20 protein-coding genes are annotated in these 19,416 nt (G+C 56.4%); 2 read left to right on the top strand and 18 right to left on the bottom strand.

Going from position 1 to position 19,416, the window contains the following annotated elements; genetic code table 11:
• Position 1 precedes the first annotated feature (1 nt).
• From ACDO57_RS05715 to ACDO57_RS05745, 7 genes are all read right to left on the bottom strand, one after another.
• Positions 2–1,192: a cytochrome c biogenesis protein/redoxin gene (locus ACDO57_RS05715; RefSeq protein ID WP_370883646.1), complete on the bottom strand. Its 1,191-nt coding sequence runs from the start codon at positions 1,190–1,192 to the stop codon at positions 2–4.
• 135 nt (positions 1,193–1,327) lie between these two features.
• Complete coding sequence (locus ACDO57_RS05720) at positions 1,328–2,626, bottom strand: ATP-binding protein (RefSeq protein ID WP_370883647.1); 1,299 nt, start codon at positions 2,624–2,626, stop codon at positions 1,328–1,330.
• Positions 2,623–3,363 (bottom strand): response regulator, encoded by a 741-nt coding sequence (locus ACDO57_RS05725; RefSeq protein WP_032647230.1) that lies wholly within the window; start codon positions 3,361–3,363, stop codon positions 2,623–2,625. The genes ACDO57_RS05720 and ACDO57_RS05725 overlap by 4 nt, the downstream gene beginning before the upstream one ends.
• Before the next feature lie 44 nt (positions 3,364–3,407).
• Entirely contained in the window at positions 3,408–4,403 is a 996-nt protein-coding gene (locus ACDO57_RS05730; RefSeq protein WP_370883648.1) for an alpha/beta fold hydrolase, read from the bottom strand.
• Between the two features lie 145 nt (positions 4,404–4,548).
• Positions 4,549–4,989: a GNAT family N-acetyltransferase gene (locus tag ACDO57_RS05735; protein WP_148769177.1), complete on the bottom strand. Its 441-nt coding sequence runs from the start codon at positions 4,987–4,989 to the stop codon at positions 4,549–4,551.
• 63 nt (positions 4,990–5,052) lie between these two features.
• The gene (locus tag ACDO57_RS05740) at positions 5,053–5,472 is read right to left on the bottom strand and encodes an N-acetyltransferase family protein (RefSeq protein WP_370883649.1); all 420 of its coding nucleotides are present in this window, start codon (positions 5,470–5,472) and stop codon (positions 5,053–5,055) included.
• Between the two features lie 11 nt (positions 5,473–5,483).
• Positions 5,484–6,071 carry a hypothetical protein gene (locus tag ACDO57_RS05745; RefSeq protein ID WP_024908472.1) on the bottom strand — a complete coding sequence of 196 codons (588 nt, stop codon included), beginning with the start codon at positions 6,069–6,071 and terminating at the stop codon, positions 5,484–5,486.
• Between the two features lie 134 nt (positions 6,072–6,205).
• Here ACDO57_RS05745 and ACDO57_RS05750 point away from each other — a divergent pair, with 134 nt between their 5' ends.
• Complete coding sequence (locus ACDO57_RS05750) at positions 6,206–6,754, top strand: GNAT family N-acetyltransferase (RefSeq protein ID WP_048991639.1); 549 nt, start codon at positions 6,206–6,208, stop codon at positions 6,752–6,754.
• Here the strand turns inward: ACDO57_RS05750 and ACDO57_RS05755 are convergent.
• From ACDO57_RS05755 to sad, 9 genes are all read right to left on the bottom strand, one after another.
• Positions 6,742–7,656: a bestrophin family protein gene (locus ACDO57_RS05755; RefSeq protein ID WP_148769174.1), complete on the bottom strand. Its 915-nt coding sequence runs from the start codon at positions 7,654–7,656 to the stop codon at positions 6,742–6,744. The two genes, ACDO57_RS05750 and ACDO57_RS05755, sit on opposite strands and share 13 nt — an antisense overlap.
• Before the next feature lie 199 nt (positions 7,657–7,855).
• Positions 7,856–9,307, bottom strand: coding sequence for a tagaturonate reductase (locus ACDO57_RS05760; protein ID WP_370883650.1), 1,452 nt, complete (start codon positions 9,305–9,307; stop codon positions 7,856–7,858).
• Positions 9,308–9,425: 118 nt separating this feature from the next.
• Positions 9,426–9,953 carry a GNAT family N-acetyltransferase gene (locus tag ACDO57_RS05765; RefSeq protein WP_024908468.1) on the bottom strand — a complete coding sequence of 176 codons (528 nt, stop codon included), beginning with the start codon at positions 9,951–9,953 and terminating at the stop codon, positions 9,426–9,428.
• Between the two features lie 82 nt (positions 9,954–10,035).
• Positions 10,036–11,001: a sensor domain-containing diguanylate cyclase gene (locus tag ACDO57_RS05770; protein WP_061715145.1), complete on the bottom strand. Its 966-nt coding sequence runs from the start codon at positions 10,999–11,001 to the stop codon at positions 10,036–10,038.
• A 119-nt stretch (positions 11,002–11,120) separates the two neighbouring features.
• The gene (locus ACDO57_RS05775; RefSeq protein WP_290092950.1) at positions 11,121–12,560 is read right to left on the bottom strand and encodes a GGDEF domain-containing protein; all 1,440 of its coding nucleotides are present in this window, start codon (positions 12,558–12,560) and stop codon (positions 11,121–11,123) included.
• 113 nt (positions 12,561–12,673) lie between these two features.
• Complete coding sequence (locus tag ACDO57_RS05780; RefSeq protein WP_024908465.1) at positions 12,674–13,030, bottom strand: DUF4186 domain-containing protein; 357 nt, start codon at positions 13,028–13,030, stop codon at positions 12,674–12,676.
• Positions 13,030–13,956 carry a glutaminase B gene (gene glsB, locus ACDO57_RS05785; RefSeq protein WP_024908464.1) on the bottom strand — a complete coding sequence of 309 codons (927 nt, stop codon included), beginning with the start codon at positions 13,954–13,956 and terminating at the stop codon, positions 13,030–13,032. The genes ACDO57_RS05780 and glsB overlap by 1 nt, the downstream gene beginning before the upstream one ends.
• Before the next feature lie 62 nt (positions 13,957–14,018).
• Entirely contained in the window at positions 14,019–15,608 is a 1,590-nt protein-coding gene (locus tag ACDO57_RS05790; RefSeq protein ID WP_208762872.1) for a methyl-accepting chemotaxis protein, read from the bottom strand.
• A 111-nt stretch (positions 15,609–15,719) separates the two neighbouring features.
• Positions 15,720–17,108 carry a succinate-semialdehyde dehydrogenase gene (gene sad, locus ACDO57_RS05795; RefSeq protein WP_370883651.1) on the bottom strand — a complete coding sequence of 463 codons (1,389 nt, stop codon included), beginning with the start codon at positions 17,106–17,108 and terminating at the stop codon, positions 15,720–15,722.
• A 98-nt stretch (positions 17,109–17,206) separates the two neighbouring features.
• On the opposite strand from sad, the gene ACDO57_RS05800 reads away from it, so the two are divergent.
• Positions 17,207–18,085: a LysR family transcriptional regulator gene (locus tag ACDO57_RS05800; RefSeq protein WP_032647202.1), complete on the top strand. Its 879-nt coding sequence runs from the start codon at positions 17,207–17,209 to the stop codon at positions 18,083–18,085.
• Here ACDO57_RS05800 and ACDO57_RS05805 read toward each other — a convergent pair.
• Both ACDO57_RS05805 and ACDO57_RS05810 read right to left on the bottom strand, forming a co-directional pair.
• Positions 18,039–18,521 carry a GNAT family N-acetyltransferase gene (locus ACDO57_RS05805; RefSeq protein ID WP_370883652.1) on the bottom strand — a complete coding sequence of 161 codons (483 nt, stop codon included), beginning with the start codon at positions 18,519–18,521 and terminating at the stop codon, positions 18,039–18,041. The genes ACDO57_RS05800 and ACDO57_RS05805 overlap by 47 nt on opposite strands.
• A gap of 92 nt (positions 18,522–18,613) precedes the next feature.
• Positions 18,614–19,405 (bottom strand): PhzF family phenazine biosynthesis protein, encoded by a 792-nt coding sequence (locus tag ACDO57_RS05810; protein ID WP_090416956.1) that lies wholly within the window; start codon positions 19,403–19,405, stop codon positions 18,614–18,616.
• Positions 19,406–19,416: the final 11 nt, after the last annotated feature.

Consider the following 19,416-nt stretch of genomic DNA (forward strand, 5'->3'; position numbering starts at 1 on the left):
ATTATAAGCGGGCTTCTTTGAGCAACTGCTGGATAACCTTTTCCTGCTGCGCATAATCACCCTCGCCAAAGGCGGTATAGCGCAGCTGCCCTTTGGCATCAAAGTAGTAATGCGCTGGCCAGTACTGGTTGCCGAACGCATTCCAGATTTGATAGTTGTTATCCGTCACAACCCGATACGGCAACTGCCATTTCGTTACTGCCTTTTGTACCGACGAAAGCGGTTTTTCCCAGGGGTATTCTGGGGTGTGAACCCCAATCACCACCAGGCCCTGCGACTGATACTTCGTGGCCCAGTCTCGCACATGCGGGAGCGTGTGCTGGCAGTTAATGCAATCCCACGTCCAGAAATCAATCAACACCACCTTCCCTCGCAAGGATTCAGACGTGACAGGGTCACCGTTAATCCATCCTGTTCCACCGCTTAACGAAGGCAGCTGGCTGCTGGGCTCAGCGATCGCCACCGGCTGGAGCTTCACCGGCGCGGTTGTGGGTTTTGCCAGATTTAAGAGCGCGGTCTCAAGACGGTCTGCGACGCCGTTAGCCCCTTTCAGCAGCGAGGTCATCCCCGTCGCGTTCAGGACAACTGCCGCTAACATTGCAACTCCTGCCCCCTGCCGGAGCTTCGCCATCAGCGCAGACTTTGCCCTTAACGGTGTCATCAGCGTGCGGCTGCCGATAACGAGCAGGCCCAGCATTAGCGCGCATCCGCTGCCATAGGCAGCGAGCAGTGCGCCCGTGGCGATGGCCGAGTGGCCCGCGATATTAATGCTGAAAATAGCGCCCAGGATGGGGCCCGCGCAGGGAGACCAGAGTAGCCCGACCGCAAGCCCGGCCAGAAAAGCCGATGCCATTCCGCGCGTTTGCCCGCTTCGGGTGTTGAGAACATTTCCTGCGCTGACGGCCGGTCCCGCGATACGCTGGGCGAAAGACGGAAAAATTAAGGCCAGCGCGGCTATGGCCAGAATGACGAGCGCGATCCAGCGCCCAACAATGGTTGCCGCTGTTATCCACTCGCTGGCGACGGTGATGACCATCGCCACCAGGGTGAACATCACGACCATCCCGGCGAGCAGGGCCAGAATATGTCGTCGTTGCCCCTGGAAACCGGCGAACAGGAGTGGAATAACCGGGAGCGTACATGGGCTTAGCAGGCTTATCATCCCGCCCAGAAAAGCGATTACCAGAAACATAATGACCTCACATTACATGTCCTGCGACACTGCAGTGAGGCTATTTCATCGTCCTGATGTGTTCAGGATATGTGTAAACGCGCGGTTTTTGTCTGGCTCTGTATCATCCGGGCCAGGAGATACAAAGCCGTACAATTAACGACGCGGTAGCGTAATGGAGACGTCCAGTCCGCCACCGGCTCGGTTCGCCAGTTTGAGCTTTCCTTCCAGCTGTGCGGTCAGCTGCGCGGCAATCGCCAGGCCGAGTCCTGTCCCGCCGGTATCGCGGTTACGCGAGGTTTCAACACGATAAAACGGCTGCAGAACCGCCTCCAGCTCGGCTTCGGGTATTCCCGGTCCGTCGTCCACAATGTGAATCACCACCTCTTCGGCAGACGAATCATCAATGGCAATGACGGCACAGTCGCCGAACTTCAGGGCATTATCCAGCAGATTAGTCATTACTCTACGAAGCGCCTGCGGACGCGTGACGATCGGCAAACGGACTTCGTTTGCCTGAAACTGCACGTTTTTACCAATGTCCTGATAATCGCTGGCGATGCTGTTGACCCAGGCGTTCAATTCCAGCTTCAGCGACGTCTCTTCCAGTGATTCTGATGACCGGGCATACGCAATACCCTCCCGCACCAGACGCGACATGTTATCAAGGTCGTTTAAGAGCTTGTCCCGCAGTTCAGGCTGCTCCGTCATTTCTACACGAAGCTTCATGCGGGTAATGGGCGTCTGGAGATCGTGAGAAATAGAGGCCAGGATCTGTGCGCGCTCCCTGAGATAAGACTGAATGCGCGCCTGCATGGCGTTGAAGGCATGGGCTGCGTGCTGCAGCTCCAGCGGCCCTTTCTCCGTCATTGGCGTGCTGGCCGCCGGATCAAGTGAATCCACCGCGCGGGTAAATTGTGAAAAAGGCCGAACCACCTGCCGCACGGCGATCCAGGAGCAGGCCGCCAGGAGCAGCAGCTGAAGGATGAGCACAACGGGTAACCAGCTGGCGACGGGTGGCATGCGCGGGATGAGGTCAATGGTCAGCGGCGAGCCATCGCGTAACGTGAGATGCGCCTGGATATGTGAAATGGCGCCGGGAACGGCGGTGAAGCTGACAGGATATTGTGCCGCGAGCGTCGCTTTTAAGGTTCGGATAGCATCCTGCGAACGCTTATCCGTCGGCGCTGCGCCGGGTTCCCCTGTGCCCAGAATATAGCGATAGTTACCCCGTTCAAGCCGCGGCAGCCAGGCGGCGCGTTCGCTGGCCGGTAAGCGGTCTAAAATGGCGACGCTGGTTGCGACGTCGTTTTCCAGATTACCGAGCATCACCGTGCGGGCGCTGTGCATGCGTTCAATCATGACCAGCGTAAGGCTCAGGGCGTTAGCCAGCAGCAAACCGGGCAGCACGACGATCAGCAAACGGGCCAGCAGCGAGCGTGGCCAGAGCGTCATTCGTTAACCTCTTTGATGGTCACCGGCATCGTAAAGACATAGCCTTCGCTGCGCACGGTTTTGATATAGGCGGGCGTGCGGGCATCTTCATTCAGGCGCTGACGGACCCGGCTAACCAGCAGGTCGACAGAACGTTCAAACAGCTCGGCGTCACGCCCCTGCGTCAGATTGAGCAATTGGTCACGGGTCAGCACGCGCTGCGGATGGTCCAGGAAAACGCGCAGCAGACGATACTCCGCCCCGCTGAGCGCCACAATCACCCCTTCCGGGTCGATTAAGTGGCGGGCGACGGTATCGAGCTGCCATTCACCGAACATCACCAGCCGCCCTGCTTCTGTCACCTGTAGATTGGGCGGCATCGTGCGAAAACGCCGTAAAATCGCTTTAATGCGTGCCAGAAGCTCACGCGCGACAAACGGCTTCACCACGTAGTCATCCGCACCCATCTCCAGACCCAGGATCCTGTCCGTCTCCTCATTGCGGGCCGTCAGCATCAGGATGGGCAGATCTTTATGTTTGCCGCTGCGTAGCTGCCGGCATAACGTGAGACCGTCATCGCCGGGCATCATAACGTCCAGCACCACCAGGTCGATATGCTGTTTGTCCAGTACGCTACGCATCTCTTTGCCGTTGGCCGCGCCCGTCGCGCGATAGCCAGATTTACCGAGATAATCGACAATCAGTTCACGAATATCCCTGTCGTCATCGACGACAAGGATGTGGTCAATATGTTCCACCGAACTCTCCAGACCGAAGGGTAACGTACTGAAAATAGCACATTTCACAGCTTATCCGCGTCGATAACTGCCTTGACGAAATCCTGCGGATCTTCCTGAGGCGGATTGTGCCCCACGGTTGCGCCGAAGGTGCGGTGCTCATATTTGCCGGTAAATTTAGCCGCATAGGCCTGCGGTGCCGGATGCGGCGCGCCGTTGTTGCCGCCTTCGATGGTGATCGTTGGTACGGTGATATTCGGCAGCGTGGCCAGTTTTTGCTCGTAGCGGTCGTATCTGCGCTCGCCTTTTTCCAGCCCTAAACGCCAGCGATAATTACTGAGCGTCACCGCGACGTGGTCCGGGTTATCGAGGGATTTGGCGCTGGCGTTAAAGACCGCATCGCTAAATTTCCAGTCAGGCGAGGCCTGCGACCAGATTAGACGGGCGAAGTCATGCGTGTTTTTGGCATAGCCTTCAGCACCGCGCGCGGTAGAGAAATAGAACTGATACCACCACTGTTGCTCCGCTTTTGGCGGCAGCGGCTGTTTGCCAATCTGCTGGCTGCTGATGAGATACCCGCTCACTGAAACGAGTGACTTCACGCGCTCGGGCCACAGCGCCGCAACGATATCCGCCGTCCGGGCGCCCCAGTCATATCCTGCAAACACCGCCTGCCGGATATTCAGGGCATCCATCAGGTTGACGATGTCTTTCGCCATCGCCGAAGGCTGGCCGTTGCGCGGCGTTTTTGCTGAAAGGAAGCGCGTGGTGCCGTAACCGCGCAGAGACGGCACAATGACCCGGTACCCTTTTGCCGCCAGTGCGGGTGCAACCTCGGCATAGCTGTGAATATCGTACGGCCAGCCGTGCAGTAAAATAACCGGCTGACCGTCTTTCGGGCCAATGTCGACATAGCCGACATTCAGATCGCCGGCATTGATTTGCTGGGGATGGTCAAAGGCTGCGGCGACGGTTGTGCCGGTGACTTCGGCCTGACAGGACATCACGGTGCCAAGTGAAACGGTCAGTGCGAGGGTTGAGTAAGCAAGTTTGCTGAACATGTTGGTATCTCCGGTTGAGTACAATTCACGGGGATATAACAACACTGCAATGTATAGCGGATATGTGCGAAAGCGGGTTTATTGCAAGCCTGTGTATGTATCCGGGACGCTGATACAGTGTGATACAAACACAGGCGTTGTCGCCTTAAAGGGAGAGTCGGTAGCGGACGTAATCGTCAGCTTCGCCATATTTGTCATAGAGTTTACGCGCCGGGTTGTTCTCCCGGGTGACCCAGTACAGTTTCGACCACCCTTCGCGCTTGCCTTCCTCAATCAGAGCATCAATAAGCGCCTTACCTGCACCCGCTCCGCGTTCGTCGGCATCAACAAACAGATCTTCCAGGTAGCAGATGGGAGCCGTTGACCAGGTTCCTTCATGCAGAATGCACATCGCGAAACCGATGACCTTTTGGTCCTTCTCTACCACCCGGCAGAACATCTGGGAATGCGCTGATAGCGCCCTTTCCCACGTCGCTGCGGTGACGGATTCCTCGAGGTAGCAATCATAAAAATGGGTGTAACCATCCCACAGCGGTCGCCATTGGGAATAATCGTCTGCGCGTAGAGGTCTTACCGTGACAGCCATGTGTTCCTCACATTACAAATTGATCGCCATTTCGAAACAGCGTAAATCGACACCTGCCATACGCTAGTGATGATAGCTTTCGCTCAGCGTAACAAACCCCAGCTTCTGATAAAACGACTGGGCGTTAGGCGTCGCATCGAGCGTCAGGCGGGTTATCCCCCGGCTACGGGCTTCCTGTTTTAGCGCCTCAATAATCCGGGTCGCCATGCCTTTACCGAAGGCTGCAGGCAAGGTGAAAATCGCCTCCAGGCAATGTGTGTCAAGATCCAGATAGCCGGTTGCCGCAACATCGCCCTTTTCATCTTCCACCACATAAAAAGGGTATTCAATGATCATCTTCCGAAAGCGTTCGGGCATGAGATCTGGCGTCCAGCGCGCAATGACCTCTGCGTCGTAACTGGTTTTACAGCCGTGACGAATCGCCTGATTGCGAATATTCCAGAGCGTTTCGGCTTCCTGTGGCCTGGCTTTTCGTAATGTCATAACCTCCTCCTTTAACGGCTTTTTAGCCACATTTCCCGTGCCGACCTGGCAAGACGCTGAGTACGACAATAGAGCGTAAACAGCACAAAGCCGCTGCTGTTCATCACCACCCGACAAAGTAATAGCGCGAATGATGCGATGACCAGCGGCCAAAGACCTCCGTCATGCGAAAGCAGGAAATGTAAAACCTGAATGAGGGTTGTTATCAGCAGGATGATGAACAACGCCATAAAGCCCGACAATCCCGACGTCTTACCACGTGCCAGGAGTACGCTTGTCACAATGAGCGCGCCTGTCATCGTCAATGATGGTAAGAAAAAGCTCAATGCATGATGCAAAGGTGACAAACCCTGCAACGTGCTGAGAAAAGGCAGAAGGTTTAACGCAAACGCCACTAAAAACAGAGGTAACAGCATAGCTACCGGATAAGGATTTTGACGCGGAAGCTCGCTGAGTGGACGCGAAAAATACCGTTCTAGCTCGGGCGTGGAATGATTCAAGAGACGGATATCACGATGAGCAATAGCCTCCTCTATCTCTTTGCCATGCTGCAGGAGATCCTGGAAAACCCGTCCGGTTAAAAGAGACAAAAAGCTCATCAAAATTTCGCCATTAAAGAAATGATGCCCATTTCTGGTAGGGAATGAACCCAGCACGCCTCAACTAAATGTGATAGAGATGAAAATACCAGAACGCAAACAAAAGCATAACGCCTAAAAAGGGAGATCCGCGGATGACCATACCGACGCTCATGACAGAACGCTTACTGCTAAAACCGCTGGTTGCCGAAGATGCGGCCCAGATACAAAAGCTTTATCCGCGCTGGGAGATTGTCCGCTATATGGTCTCTTCCGTGCCATGGCCCTACCCGGATAACGGCGCGGAAAACTATGTCAATAACGTGGCGCTGCCGGATGTGGCGAAAGGGATTGCCTGGTTCTGGAGCATCCGGCGACGTGAGGTGCCGGATGAATTGATGGGCATTATTTGCCTGTACGACGTCGAGGATAACAACCGCGGGTTCTGGCTCGCGCCGGAGTTTCAGGGCCAGGGATACATGCGCGAGGCCAGCATTGCCGCGACGGATTACTGGTTCAATACGCTAAACAAACCTGTATTACGCGCCCCGAAAGCCGCTGCCAACAGCCGCTCCCGGCGTATTTCGGACAGTAGCGGCATGCGGCTTATCAGGACGGAGAAGAAAGCCTACGTTAGCGGGATGCTGGACTCCGAGCTGTGGGAGATCACCCGCGACGAGTGGAACGCCCGTCAGGTGAGCTGATAGTGCTTATCCGGCATCAGCCTTTCCGGAATCTTCTCTTCATCGTTCATCTGCAGCAGATCGCGTTCCATCATGTTGCAGATGGCGTCCAGCGGCAGATCGTTATTCTCAGTGCCGAACGGGTCTTCCAGCTCTTCCGCCAGGGTGTCCAGCGAGATAAAGGTGTATGAGATCAGCGCTGAGACAAAGGGCGTCATGTAGTGCAGGTCCACGACCAGTGCGAACGGCAGCATGATGCAGAACAGATACACCGTGCGGTGCAAAATCAGCGTATAGGCAAACGGTACCGGCGTGGTCGCAATGCGTTCACATCCGGAAAGAACGATGGACATATCGTTCAGACGGTTGTTCAGGCTGTGGAACAGAATGTCTGAGAGTTGCCCGTTACGCCGCCGCACGGCCAGCCACTCCCCCATGATCAGTAAAATACGGTTCGCCGGTGAGTTGGCTTTCATCACCTGACGTAAATCATCCGGAGCAAGATAGCGAGAGAGTTGCTCAGCGTTCAGCTCCCGGCGCAGGGTCATGCGCAGGCAGTTAGCAAAAGCAATCTGCAGACGGACAAATTCGCCCAGATGCTTATCGTCAGGCAAGGTGTTTTTTACCTCGCGAAACAGCGAGCGCGCCGCTATCATCAACTGCCCCCAGAGCAGGCGAGCCTCAACGTAGCGTGAATAACAGGCGTTGTTTCTGAAACCGAGAAAGATTGCGATCGCCACGCCGAGAATGCTGAATGGCGCCACGGTAAATTTGATGCCCAGTGAGGTATACCACGGCAGCATCAGGATAACGGCAATAGAAAGCAGGAAGTTGAGCAGCAGTCGGGTATAGATCTTAGGCAGTACCGAACCGTGCCAGACAAAAATCAGTTGTAGCCAGTGCTGTTTAGGACGAACGATCATAGTGAGTTTCAGGAAAGAAAAGAGCGAGGCTATTAAACGTGATCCCCGTCACCGTTGCAAGTTTGTTAACTGGACATTGCATTTTCTCCCCTGATTAGCGAAATCGGCACAGTGCTGCATGTGTTTTTTAAAAACAAAGCACATAGTATGTTGTAACTAAAATGAAGTATGTTTAAACCCGGCCGCAGCCGGGTGAACGTTAGCAAAGCGGTTTAACCGCAGCGCGCATTCCCTTCAGCAGAATGGCATCAAGGTCCAGCGTGACCTGGTCGACAAGACCGCTTACCTGCGTCAAGTCCTGTTCCCAGTGTTCGCGTGCGCTGAGCACCGACTGCACCAGCTCACGGGTGCTCAACTGCCGATCGCGGTGCTGCGCCCAGAGCTGCTGATAACGTTGCAGCCAGCATGCATCATCCTGCACCGGATAGCTCTCCCCGTTACGCTCTGCGCGGTAGAACGCGATTAACGCGGCTAAGGCAAACGTCAGACGTGCCGGTAATTGCCCTGTTGCCTTCTGCCCTGCCAGCAGCTGTGGCAGGATGCGGGTGCGGTATTTGGTCATGCCGTTGAGCGCAATGGAAAGCAACTGGTGTCGGATATAGGGATTGCGAAAACGCCCTGTTACCGCACTGGCGAAAGATTCCAGCTCGTTACGCGGCAAATCGAGGACCGGAACGATCTCCTGATAAATTGCTTTTTCGACGAACGCGCAGATCTCCGCATCATTCATCGCCTCGCCCACCGTATCCAGCCCGGCCTGGAAGGCGACCGGCACCAGCGCCGTATGCGCCCCGTTCAGAATGGCAACCTTGCGTTCTTTGTAGGGCCTGATGTCGTCGACAATCAGTACATTTAACGGGTACTTATCCAGACGGAGTTCCTGAGCAAGGGATGCCGGCCCCTGGATAACGAACAGATAGAAATGTTCAGCCGTGTCAAGAAACCCATCGTGATAACCCAGCTCAGCTTCAAGTACAGCCGCTTCGTCGCGCGGGTAACCGGTCACGATACGGTCAACCAGCGTCGAGCAGAAGCTGTTTGCGTCGTTTAGCCACCGGATAAAGGCCGCAGGCAGCGACCACTCCTGGGCATAGCGCAGGACGAGTTCACGCATTGCATCACCGTTGTAGTCAATCAGTTCGCACGGAATGATGATCCAGCCTTTATCCGGTGCACCGTTGAAATGGTTAAAGCGCTCAAACAGCAGTCGCGTCAGCTTCGCCGGGTAGCTCACCGCAGGGGCATCGTCGAATCTGTCACCCGCGTGGTAGCTAATACCCGCTTCGGTGGTGTTCGAGAAAACAAAGCGCATATCCGGGTTGTGTGCCAGTTTCAGAAAGGCGTCATAGTCGTCGTAGACGCTGATTTCACGGTTAACCGAGCGGATAAGACGGCTCTCACTCACCGCTTCACCCTGCTCGTTCAGGCCGCGAATGATAGTGGTATACAAACCATCCTGAGTGCTCAGCGACGGAGGGAAGTCACTCTGAATAGGACGGACGATAACCACTCCGGCATTAAGATCGGTATGTTCATTTAACAGGTCAATTTGCCAGTCGACGAACGCACGCAGGAAATTGCCTTCACCAAACTGAATGATGCGTTCTGGGTATTGAGCACCGGGAAAATCACGACGGTTGAGCGTGTTCACAAGGGGGTTCCTTTTATGATTAGTCATACAGCCTGATAAGATTGGTACGATAACTTATCAAAACTTAACGACCGGGAACCCTGTTTTGATCAATACGTCGCGTAGTTGTACAAAATAATCATAAGAACTTATAGAACACGGACGTGGCCGTCATGGCGCCGTCCGGCATAAGGGCATAGCGCGGGATCTCCCCCACCTTTTGCCATCCGGCGCGCTGGTAGAACGTCTCGGCGCCGCTGCCGGTGGAGGTATCAAGTACCAGAACCGAAATGTTCCTGGCCCGAGCCTCAGCTTCAAGCGCTTCCATCAATGCCATCGCGGCACCTTTCCGGCGCGCTTTCTCGTGAACCAGCAGCTTCGCCACATCGGCGCGATGCGGCTGGTTTTCCGGCTGGTCTGTGATTAACTGCACCGTTCCGATGACGCCGTCCTGCGGGTCGACACAGGCCAGCACGAGGCGCTCATTGCGCCCTACGCTTTCAGCAATTCCGCGCCAGAAAGAGCGGGCCTTCTCCAGGCTAAAGGGAAGCATAAAGCTGACGGATGCCCCGCCGTTCACACAGTTTTCGAGGATCCCGGCCAGCGCATCAAGGTGGGTGAGAATTTCGTCTCGGGTGAGGTTTTTGATTTGCAGTGAGGTATTCATTGTTTTTCCTTACGTTGAATACCATCACTGTGCATTTAACATCTTCTTAACGCAAACGGATCGGACATAGGCTTTTGTTATGTCACCGGGCGCGCTGGCGCTGCTGCTTCATGGCATACATCTTTTCATCGGCATCTTTTAACCACTGCTGCAGGTCGTTGCCGTTATGATCGAATTCACTTAGCCCCCATGAGAAGTGAAGCGACCAGGGGTGTAACCTGCGGGCGTTATAGTTTTCTACCTGCTCGACGAGATACTGCATGGCAATCCAGGCGCCCTGCTCATCCGTATCCGCGAACAACACGGCGAACTCGTCCCCGCCAAAACGAACCAACAGATCCGCTTCGCGGAAAGAGGCACGCATCAGTTGCGCCATGGCATTCAGCGCCTTATCCCCCTCTTCATGCCCGAAGCGATCGTTAATTTCCTTAAAGCGATCCAAATCCAGCCAGCCGAGCGTCAGCGGCTCTGCCCGGCGCCGGGCAACGGAAAGCGTGAAGCGCACGAGTTGATTAAAACCCCGACGGTTGAATAGCCCGGTTAATTCATCCGTGGTCGCCGCGCTGATGGCAGCAAATTCATCTTCCGCCAGCGCGCCAAGATCTCCCAGGACGGCGAGGTCGGCGGCAGAAAACTCCCGGGGAGCGTAATCAATCAGGCACAGCGAGCCAACGCTTGCGCCGTCACGCAGGCGCAGCGGGAAGCCCGCGTAAAACCGCACGCGAGGTTCACCGGCCACCAGCGGGTTATCCGCAAAACGATCGTCCTGAAGCATATCCCCTACCACCAGCGGCGCTTCGGTGAGGATCGTATGCCCACAAAATGAGATGTTACGCGGAACGGAGCCAGGTGCCTGACCATCAGCGGACTTAACGATTAGCGAATGCTCATCAATGAGATTGACCATCGCCAGCGGCACCTGGAAGAAGCGTTTTGCCAGACGCGTTAACCGGTCAAACGCCGGGGAACTGTCGATCTCAAGCAGACCGGATTCTCGTAGCGAGTTGAGTCTGTCTGTTTCATTTTCAGGGGTTGCAGGTGCTTTCATAATGTCTCCTGACGTAAAGCGTTACTAAAAGCGTAGCTTAAACAGAGGCATTGTCAGCGTTCTGACAGCCTGTTAAGTCGCTTACTATTCACGTCAATGCCTTATGACGATTAACGCAGCTATGTTTCACTCCCGGTGGGCGCGGCAATTTGCTCGTCCGCCACCCGGGCGCTGGTACGGTTTCGACCCGCTTTTTTTGAACGATAGAGATGATCGTCCGCTTCGGCCATGAGCTTGTTGAAGACCTCGGTCAACTGCCATGACTCAGCCTTTCCACTGCCGAGGCCAATACTGACCGTCAGAAAGAGCGTCTGGTGACGCCATGTAAAAGGATGGCTGGCAACGGTGGAACGGATACGCTCAGCCAGTTCAAAACCGTGCTGCGCATCGCCTGAATGAACCACCACAGCGAACTCTTCCCCGCCCATGCGCGCCACCATGCCGTCTTCGCCAACGACCTGCTGAACCTGTCGGGCAAACGACGCCAGCACGCGATCTCCGCACTCGTGGCCGTAGTTATCATTAATGCTTTTGAAATAATCAATATCCAGCAGCATGACGGTCAAAAAACGGGTATGCCGGTACGTCTCTTCATGCTTTAACGCCTCATAAAGCCCGGAACGCGAGTAGACGTGTGTTAAAAAGTCATAATCCGCCCTCAGTGAAACCTGGCGGATCAGGGAATTAATCGCCGCCATACTGACGGAGACCATCACCGGGCAGATCGCCATCGTGGCGATACCCAGCCGGGCTGAAAACATCATTGGCGTCGTAAACGGCGTCGCCACGGCAATGTTAATAATCGAGTTGGCGACCAAAATGATTTCAGTGGCACCCGTGATAAACGTCAGCAGACAGGTCGCAGGCAATGAGTAACGAACCGCACACCAGATAAGCGCTGGCAGAGGAAACGAGAGGCTCCCTGCTCCGCCAATCACCACCGACGCGACCACCGAGACGATCAGCGCCATCACCGGCAGCAGCTGCTCCAGACGTAACCTGAGATCACGCCCGGGCATACGTATCGTGAGCATACAGGGCACAACAAGCACGCCGGTTGAGAACTGCTCGCTAAACCAGTCGGCAAACAGCGGCCAGAAGGTGTGACTGTCAATCCCGACCGACCCCGCCGCGCCGAGCAAGGCACAAAGCAGCGCGGCAATCAGACAGTAGTTAAACAGGCGTAGCGCGTTAAGCGGATCGGGGGTTTTCTTCATCAGCCGCTTGTCGCGCTGAACCAGTACGGCGACGACAACAATAAAGATCATGTTAGACAGGTTGATTACCGCTGAGGCTATACCCCAGTTGGTCGTCACCGCGTCGTACAACAGCATCGCGACATAGCATACCGCATAGTAATGCAGGCGATTCAGGTAGACATAGCGGGCGAAGATCCCTGCCATGACGCCATTCAGCGGCCAGAACAGCGACAGGGCCTCAACGAGCCGTAATTCCGCGCCCACAAAGTAGAACAAGGTGGTGAGGATGAAGATCGTCGATGCATTTCGCAGCGGCGTGTCAGGCTGGAACGGCCTGAAAGCGGTAAGAGCAGAACGCATTAAATATCATTCCATATGAAAGCTTATGGCAATTATTGCGGTCGTCAGCATGATCGGGACTAACTTAGGATGCATCTATAACACAAATACCACTGGAGCATAACTCGTCAAATTTAGGCGTTCATCTGCAGCACCAGCCAGTGATGGATAACGCTGACGATATAATTTTTTTGCGGCGCGGTGAGCGTTACACCCTGTGGAATGTTATGCCATTTTGCCAGGCAGCCCCGACAACAGGTGGCGGTGGCATGCTGGGCGATAAACACCGGGTGACCGCGCATAGGCGTCTGTTTACCGTCATTTGCGGGTTGTGCAGGCGCAAGGCGCTTTTCGACAAAATCCGCGGCATGCTGGTCAATGGTTTCGGGGCCTTTGTCCCAGCAGTACTGTCGTTCTTTATCGCCTAAACGAAAGCGCGAGCGAAATGTCGATCGCGCCAGACGGGAAAAGAGAGGATCCAGATCGGGCATCAGTATACTGAACGTCCCAGACGCTGGGTCAGTTTCTCCAGAACCGCCACGCCGGCAAGCGAATTTCCCGTTTCATCCAGCTCCGGGCTCCAGACGGCTATCGCCATTTCATGCGGCACAATCGCCACGACCCCGCCGCCAACGCCCGATTTAGCCGGAAGCCCAACGCGCCAGGCAAACTCGCCGGCGTTTTGATACATCCCGCTGGTGGCCATTAGCGCGTTAACCTGACGAGCCTGAAGCGGCGAAACGACTTCCTGATCGAGATGCGGTGCGTGCCCCTGGTGCGCAAGGAACAGGAACGTCTGAGCCAGCTCAACGCAGCTCATTTTCAGGGCGCAGTAATGGAAGTAGTTTTGCAGGACGGTCGCCACGTCGTTGTGGAAATTACCGAAGGATTTCATCAGCCAGGCGATAGCCGCGTTACGGGCAGAGTGTTCAAACTCCGAGCGTGCCACAACCGTATCATAGGTAATGTCGTCAACGCCCGAGAGCTGACGCACAATCTCAAGCATTCGCTGACGTGGTGCGCTCAGGCGGCTTTGCAGCATATCGCAGACCACCAGCGCCCCGGCGTTGATAAAGGGATTTCGCGGTTTACCCTGTTCTATCTCAAGCTGAAGCAGCGAGTTAAAAGGCTGGCCGGACGGATCTTTGCCCACCCGCTGCCAGATCTCGTCTTCTTCATACTGGCGCATCGCCGCAACCAGACTGAGCACTTTCGAAATGGACTGAATGGAAAAACGTTCTGTTGCATCCCCTGCCTGGTATCGCTGTCCGTCGATAGTACAGATAGCAATGCCCAGCTTATTCCCGCTGACCGAGGCAAGGGCCGGAATATAGTCGGCAACCTTCCCCTTTCCAATTAACGGACGAACCTGCGCCAGAATCTCGTCCAACATCTCATTATGGATGACCGCAGCCACACTTTGCTCCTTGCCCTCAGGCTAAAACGGGCTGCGAGTATAACAGAGGCTTATGTATTGCGTCAGGCGCTTAGACGAAAACGCGAAACGGCCTGCAATAAAAGATCGGATTGCTTTTGCAGACGTTCAGAAGCATCTGAGGCGTCAGAGACCAGCAGGTCCGTCTGACGGGAGACCTGGTTCAGCGCCTGAAGCTGGCGGGTCATCTGGTGAATACTCTCTCCCTGGCTGAGGGTGGCGGTGGAGATCTCATTCAGCAAACTGCTTAAATTGCCCACCAGACCGGTGACCTGCTGCAGATTCTCTTCCATCAGGGTGACGGCACGGGAACCGTCTTCAATGCCCTGAACCGAGCGGTTGATCAGCTCCTGAATGGTCTGCGTCGAGTGGCTGCTCTTTCTGGCCAGCAATCCAACCTCCCGGGCGACGACGGCAAAGCCGCGCCCCTGGTTTCCGGCATGGGCCGCCTCGATGGCCGCATTCAGCGCCAGGATATTGGTCTGAAACGCCACGCTGTCGATCATCGCCACGATCCCGCGCATCTCGGACGATCGGTCGACGATCGCCTGCATGGACGCGTTTACGGTCGACATCATCTGGTCTCCCCCCGCGGCGGCCTGACGCGCTTCATCCGCCCGCGAGCTGGCGAGTCTGGCATAGCCGGTATTCCCTTCCACATGGTTTTCCAGCGCCGCGATATGCGCCGTCACATCCTCAAGCTCTTTCGCCTGACGCGCCGACTGCTGATACAGCTTCTGGTTACCCTGCGCCAGTGAGCCAATGTTCTCCACCATGGTCACCGTGGCATGGCTGACCTGCGTGACCAGCTGCTGCAGACCGTGCTGCATCGTAGCAATACTGTCGCTAAGCTGCCCTATCTCCCGGTTGAAGCGCATGACGTCCGGCGGCGTGCCGGAGAGATCCCCTGCCGCCAGCCGGTTGATATGCGCAATCAACCGACGCAGCGGCGTGATCACCCATCTGGACATGCCGAACCAGACGACAGCGGCGATGGCGAGCAACAGCACCGGCGCAAACAGGAATAACGTTTGCAGACCGGAGAGCTGTGCCATTAAGCTCTGACGCCCCTGCATGGCCTGCTTCTCGCTTGCCTGCTGATAGCGCGCATAGTTGTCGTTAAAATCCGTCTGAAACGCCTGCGCCGGGACGGCAAAAAAAGCGTCGATGGTGTTGTCTTTTACCAGACCTTCAGCCTGCTCGTTGATCGCGCCGTAGAAAAGCTGATAGCTGTTCACCAGCGCGTCATCTTTCGGCGGATTCAGCGCCAGCCAGGCCTTCCACGCCTGCTGAGAAACCGTCAGCGCCTTTTGCGCATCGTCCATCAGGCTATGCCAGCTTCCGTCGGAGCCGGTCTCTTTATCCTGCATAAACCAGACGCCGGACCGGTTAAGCAGATCGCTTGCCGCCAGCAGGGAAACACGGGCCAGATCCAGCTTGCTCTGCTGCTGCCAGGCCAGCAGGTTTTGCTGCTCGTTACGCTGGGCGTTGTTCAGGGAGGCGTTAAGCAGGAGTGACGAGGAGAGCTGCAGCGCGGAGAAAAGGCCAATAATGCAAAAGATACCCGTCAGCAGGCCAAAGTGACGAGGTGTGAGACGCTGCGCAATACGGCGGAAAATTTGCGTTAGGTTCATAATTAGCTTCATTTACAAGGCGTTAGACGCGTGCGAGTCTACGAAATGAAAATGACAGAACCATGGCAGAATAATGACAACGGCCCTCACGACGAGGGCCGAAATTAAGGATTACACGCGATCCTTCCACACCGTCTGCACGTTACAGAACTCGTGCAAGCCAAAGTGGGAAAGCTCGCGGCCGAAACCGCTTTTCTTCACGCCGCCAAAAGCCACGCGCGCATCGCTGGCGCTAAAGCCGTTGATAAACACGCCGCCGCACTCCAGCTCGCGGGAGAATTTATCCGCAAGCGCTGCGTCAGCGGTAAAGACGGTGGCGGACAGGCCAAAGTCGCTGTCGTTGGCAAGCATCAGGGCATGCTCCGCGTCTTTCGCGACGGTAATGGCCGCGACCGGACCAAACAGCTCCTGGCGGAACGCCGTCATCGACGGGGTGACATTCGCCAGCACGGTTGGCGCATAGTAATTCCCCTCGCCGCTGATTTTCTCACCGCCCAGCAGCAGCGTTGCACCTTCTGCCAGCGTCGCCTGCACCTGCTGATGCAGTTCATCGCGCAGATCGAAACGCGCCATCGGGCCCAGGTAGTTTTCTTCCTGGTCCGGAGCGCCCAGCTTCAGGGCAGCAACCGCATCAACAAAGCGTTGGGTAAAGGTATCCGCAATACCCTCTTCCACAATGAAGCGTTTTGCCGCCGCGCACACCTGCCCGGTATTCTGGTAGCGCCCCGCTACCGCCGCCTTCACGGCAAGATCCAGGTCGGCATCGTTGAGAACGATGAACGGGTCTGAGCCGCCCAGTTCAAGAACGCATTTTTTCAGCGCGGCTCCTGCCTGAGCACCAATGGCGGCCCCGGCACGCACGCTGCCGGTGACGGTCACCGCAGCAACACGACGATCGTTAATCGCCTGGCTGACGCCGTCATTGGTGGCGTTCACCCAGCCGAACACGCCTTCAGGGAAACCCGCATCCGCAAAGATCTGCCCTATAAGATCCGCAGAGCCGAGCACGTTGGGCGCATGTTTGAGCAGATAGCTGTTACCGGCCAGCAGAATCGGCACCGCGCCGCGCAGCACCTGCCAGAGCGGGAAGTTCCATGGCATCACCGCGAGAATCGGCCCCAGCGGACGGTATTCAATGACCGCGTTGTGGTTTTCCACCAGCGTCGGCTCCGCACGCAGCATTGCCGGGCCGTGCTCGGCATACCAGTCGCACAGACCGGCGGACTTTGCCACTTCCGCTCGCGCCTGCAGGATGGGCTTGCCCATTTCACGGGAGATAATCTGCGCCATCTCTTCCGCGCGGTTTCGCAGCGCGGCGCCGAGATCCCGCAGCTTCTGCGCCCGGTGGGACACGCTTTCGCGTCGCCACTGGCGATAGCCCGCGTCGGACTGAGAAATCGCGCGTTCAACCTCTTCCGGCGTCGCCCAGGGATACGCAGCGAGGGTTTCACCCGTTGCCGGGTTAACAGAGAGGGCATGTGTAGCAGATGAATATTTCATGATGTTCTCCACGCATTTCGGTTGATTGATTGTGGCTCACTCTGCTATTTCTTAAAAATGAATAATACTAACCACCTTATTCACGAAACGAGAATGCCATGGACTTAACCCAGCTTGAAATGTTTAACGCCGTCGCGCTGACGGGCAGCATCACCCAGGCGGCGCAGAAGGTGCATCGCGTGCCGTCTAACCTGACGACCCGCATCCGCCAGCTGGAAGCCGATCTGGGCGTTGAGCTGTTTATTCGTGAGAATCAGCGTTTGCGCTTATCCCCAGCTGGCCATAACTTCCTGCGCTACAGCAGGCAGATCCTCGCCCTGGTGGATGAAGCGCGCATGGTTGTCGCGGGGGATGAGCCGCAGGGGTTATTTGCCCTCGGCGCGCTGGAAAGCACCGCCGCCGTGCGCATTCCTGAAACGCTGGCGCAGTTTAACCAGCGCTATCCGCGTATTCAGTTTGCCCTTTCTACCGGGCCTTCCGGGACGATGATTGATGGCGTACTGGAGGGAACCCTAAGCGCCGCCTTCGTCGACGGTCCGCTTTCGCACCCGGAGCTGGAAGGCATGCCGGTCTACCGGGAAGAGATGATGCTGGTCACGCCTGCCGGGCATGTGGAGGTGACGCGCGCCTCGCAGGTCAGCGGCAGCGACGTCTATGCCTTTCGCGCCAACTGCTCGTATCGCCGACACCTGGAGAGCTGGTTTCACGCTGACCGCGCCACGCCCGGCCGCATTCATGAGATGGAGTCCTATCACGGCATGCTCGCCTGCGTCATTGCGGGCGCGGGCATCGCACTGATGCCGCGCTCGATGCTGGAGAGTATGCCTGGGCATCAACAGGTGGAAGCCTGGCCGCTGGCGGAAAACTGGCGCTGGCTCACCACCTGGCTGGTGTGGCGACGCGGGGCGATGACCCGCCAGCTGGAAGCTTTTATAGCGCTGCTAAACGAACGTCTTCAACCAGCGCCTTCTCCATAAACAGGCTGAGCGGGTCGCCAACGTACGGGGCAAACGCCGGGCGCAAATCGTATCCGCACTGTTCATAAAGACGCACCGCGGCATGCTGCTTGATACCCGTTTCCAGCCTTACGGTATGACAATGACGGCTCAGGGCCTCATCTTCCAGGGCGGCCAGCAGCGTTTCACCGAGATGCTGCCCGCGATGGGCCGGATCGATATAGACCCGCTTCATCTCCCCCGTTCCGTCACCGTTGAGCACGATAGCGCCACAGCCCACGGCGTGCAGCTGCTGGTCGCGAATGATCATCAGGATCAGCGAGGCTTCCGGCAGCGCAGCCAGATCGAGCAGATGATTGCTTTCTGCGGGATAGAGTTCGCTCTGATAGCGGTCAAGCGCCGCGATCAGAGCGAGAATGTCCGGATGACGTGCAGATTCAGAGGTAATGGAATACATGGCAGGCTCCTTGCTTTTTTTATGAGGCTAAATTTCAACATAGCGCAGGCCTGCCAGGGTGCTACATAGTATTAACTTATCGCTCCGCCCTGTTAGCGCAAAAAGACACGCCCTTTCAGATACAGGGTGGCCTGACCGCCGATCAGCACGCGGTCGCCCTTAAGCTCACAGCGCAGATCCCCGCCACGGTGCGACACCTGGCGGGCATTGAGCGACGTTTTGCCCAGCTTTTCACTCCAGTACGGGATCAGCATGCTGTGGGCAGATCCGGTAACCGGATCTTCCGGCACCCCTTCGCCCGGGCAGAAGAAGCGGCTGACGAAGTCATATTCTTCGCCCGGCGCCGTCACGCAGACCATCTTATCCAGCGGAAGCATGGCACCGATATCCGGCGTTAACGCCTCCACCTGCTGCTGGCTCTCCAGCACCACCATGTAATCCCGACCCTCGCGCACCTCTTTTGCCGCCGTGATGCCCAGGGCGCTAAACAGCACCTCGGGAGGATTATCCACAACCTCCGTCGACCACGCGGGGAAGTTCAGCGTCAGCCAGTCGCCGCTGCGTTTTACCGTCAGCTCGCCCACGAAGCGGGTGGTGAAGGTGATTTCGGTATGCGGGTAATCAAGGTATTCGAAAATGACGTGCGATGCGGCAAGCGTAGCGTGTCCGCAGAGGTTAATTTCATCCAGCGTGGTAAACCAGCGCAGCTCAAACCCACCGTCGGTGCGCACGAAAAAGGCGGTCTCAGACTGGTTATGCTGCTGCGCCATTTTGAGCAGCGTCTCGTCCGGCAGCCACTCTTCCAGAGGACATACCGCTGCGGCGTTGCCACCAAAGGTTTTGTCGCTGAAGGCATCCACCAGATAAAAATCAATTTCCTGCATTGTCTCTTCCT

Origin of the sequence: Enterobacter cloacae complex sp. 2015409, from assembly GCF_041365315.1 — a bacterium.
Classification (GTDB): domain Bacteria; phylum Pseudomonadota; class Gammaproteobacteria; order Enterobacterales; family Enterobacteriaceae; genus Enterobacter; species Enterobacter pseudoroggenkampii.

Bases quoted from the DNA above. Each gene is read 5' to 3' on its own strand.
- ACDO57_RS05715 (WP_370883646.1), bottom strand. From the start codon at position 1,192: ATGTTTCTGGTAATCGCTTTTCTGGGCGGGATGATAAGCCTGCTAAGC.
- ACDO57_RS05720 (WP_370883647.1), bottom strand. From the start codon at position 2,626: ATGACGCTCTGGCCACGCTCGCTGCTGGCCCGTTTGCTGATCGTCGTG.
- ACDO57_RS05730 (WP_370883648.1), bottom strand. From the start codon at position 4,403: ATGTTCAGCAAACTTGCTTACTCAACCCTCGCACTGACCGTTTCACTT.
- ACDO57_RS05735 (WP_148769177.1), bottom strand. From the start codon at position 4,989: ATGGCTGTCACGGTAAGACCTCTACGCGCAGACGATTATTCCCAATGG.
- ACDO57_RS05740 (WP_370883649.1), bottom strand. From the start codon at position 5,472: ATGACATTACGAAAAGCCAGGCCACAGGAAGCCGAAACGCTCTGGAAT.
- ACDO57_RS05745 (WP_024908472.1), bottom strand. From the start codon at position 6,071: ATGAGCTTTTTGTCTCTTTTAACCGGACGGGTTTTCCAGGATCTCCTG.
- ACDO57_RS05750 (WP_048991639.1), top strand. From the start codon at position 6,206: ATGACCATACCGACGCTCATGACAGAACGCTTACTGCTAAAACCGCTG.
- ACDO57_RS05755 (WP_148769174.1), bottom strand. From the start codon at position 7,656: ATGATCGTTCGTCCTAAACAGCACTGGCTACAACTGATTTTTGTCTGG.
- ACDO57_RS05765 (WP_024908468.1), bottom strand. From the start codon at position 9,953: ATGAATACCTCACTGCAAATCAAAAACCTCACCCGAGACGAAATTCTC.
- ACDO57_RS05770 (WP_061715145.1), bottom strand. From the start codon at position 11,001: ATGAAAGCACCTGCAACCCCTGAAAATGAAACAGACAGACTCAACTCG.
- ACDO57_RS05775 (WP_290092950.1), bottom strand. From the start codon at position 12,560: ATGCGTTCTGCTCTTACCGCTTTCAGGCCGTTCCAGCCTGACACGCCG.
- ACDO57_RS05780 (WP_024908465.1), bottom strand. From the start codon at position 13,030: ATGCCCGATCTGGATCCTCTCTTTTCCCGTCTGGCGCGATCGACATTT.
- ACDO57_RS05790 (WP_208762872.1), bottom strand. From the start codon at position 15,608: ATGAACCTAACGCAAATTTTCCGCCGTATTGCGCAGCGTCTCACACCT.
- sad (WP_370883651.1), bottom strand. From the start codon at position 17,108: ATGAAATATTCATCTGCTACACATGCCCTCTCTGTTAACCCGGCAACG.
- ACDO57_RS05800 (WP_032647202.1), top strand. From the start codon at position 17,207: ATGGACTTAACCCAGCTTGAAATGTTTAACGCCGTCGCGCTGACGGGC.
- ACDO57_RS05805 (WP_370883652.1), bottom strand. From the start codon at position 18,521: ATGTATTCCATTACCTCTGAATCTGCACGTCATCCGGACATTCTCGCT.
- ACDO57_RS05810 (WP_090416956.1), bottom strand. From the start codon at position 19,405: ATGCAGGAAATTGATTTTTATCTGGTGGATGCCTTCAGCGACAAAACC.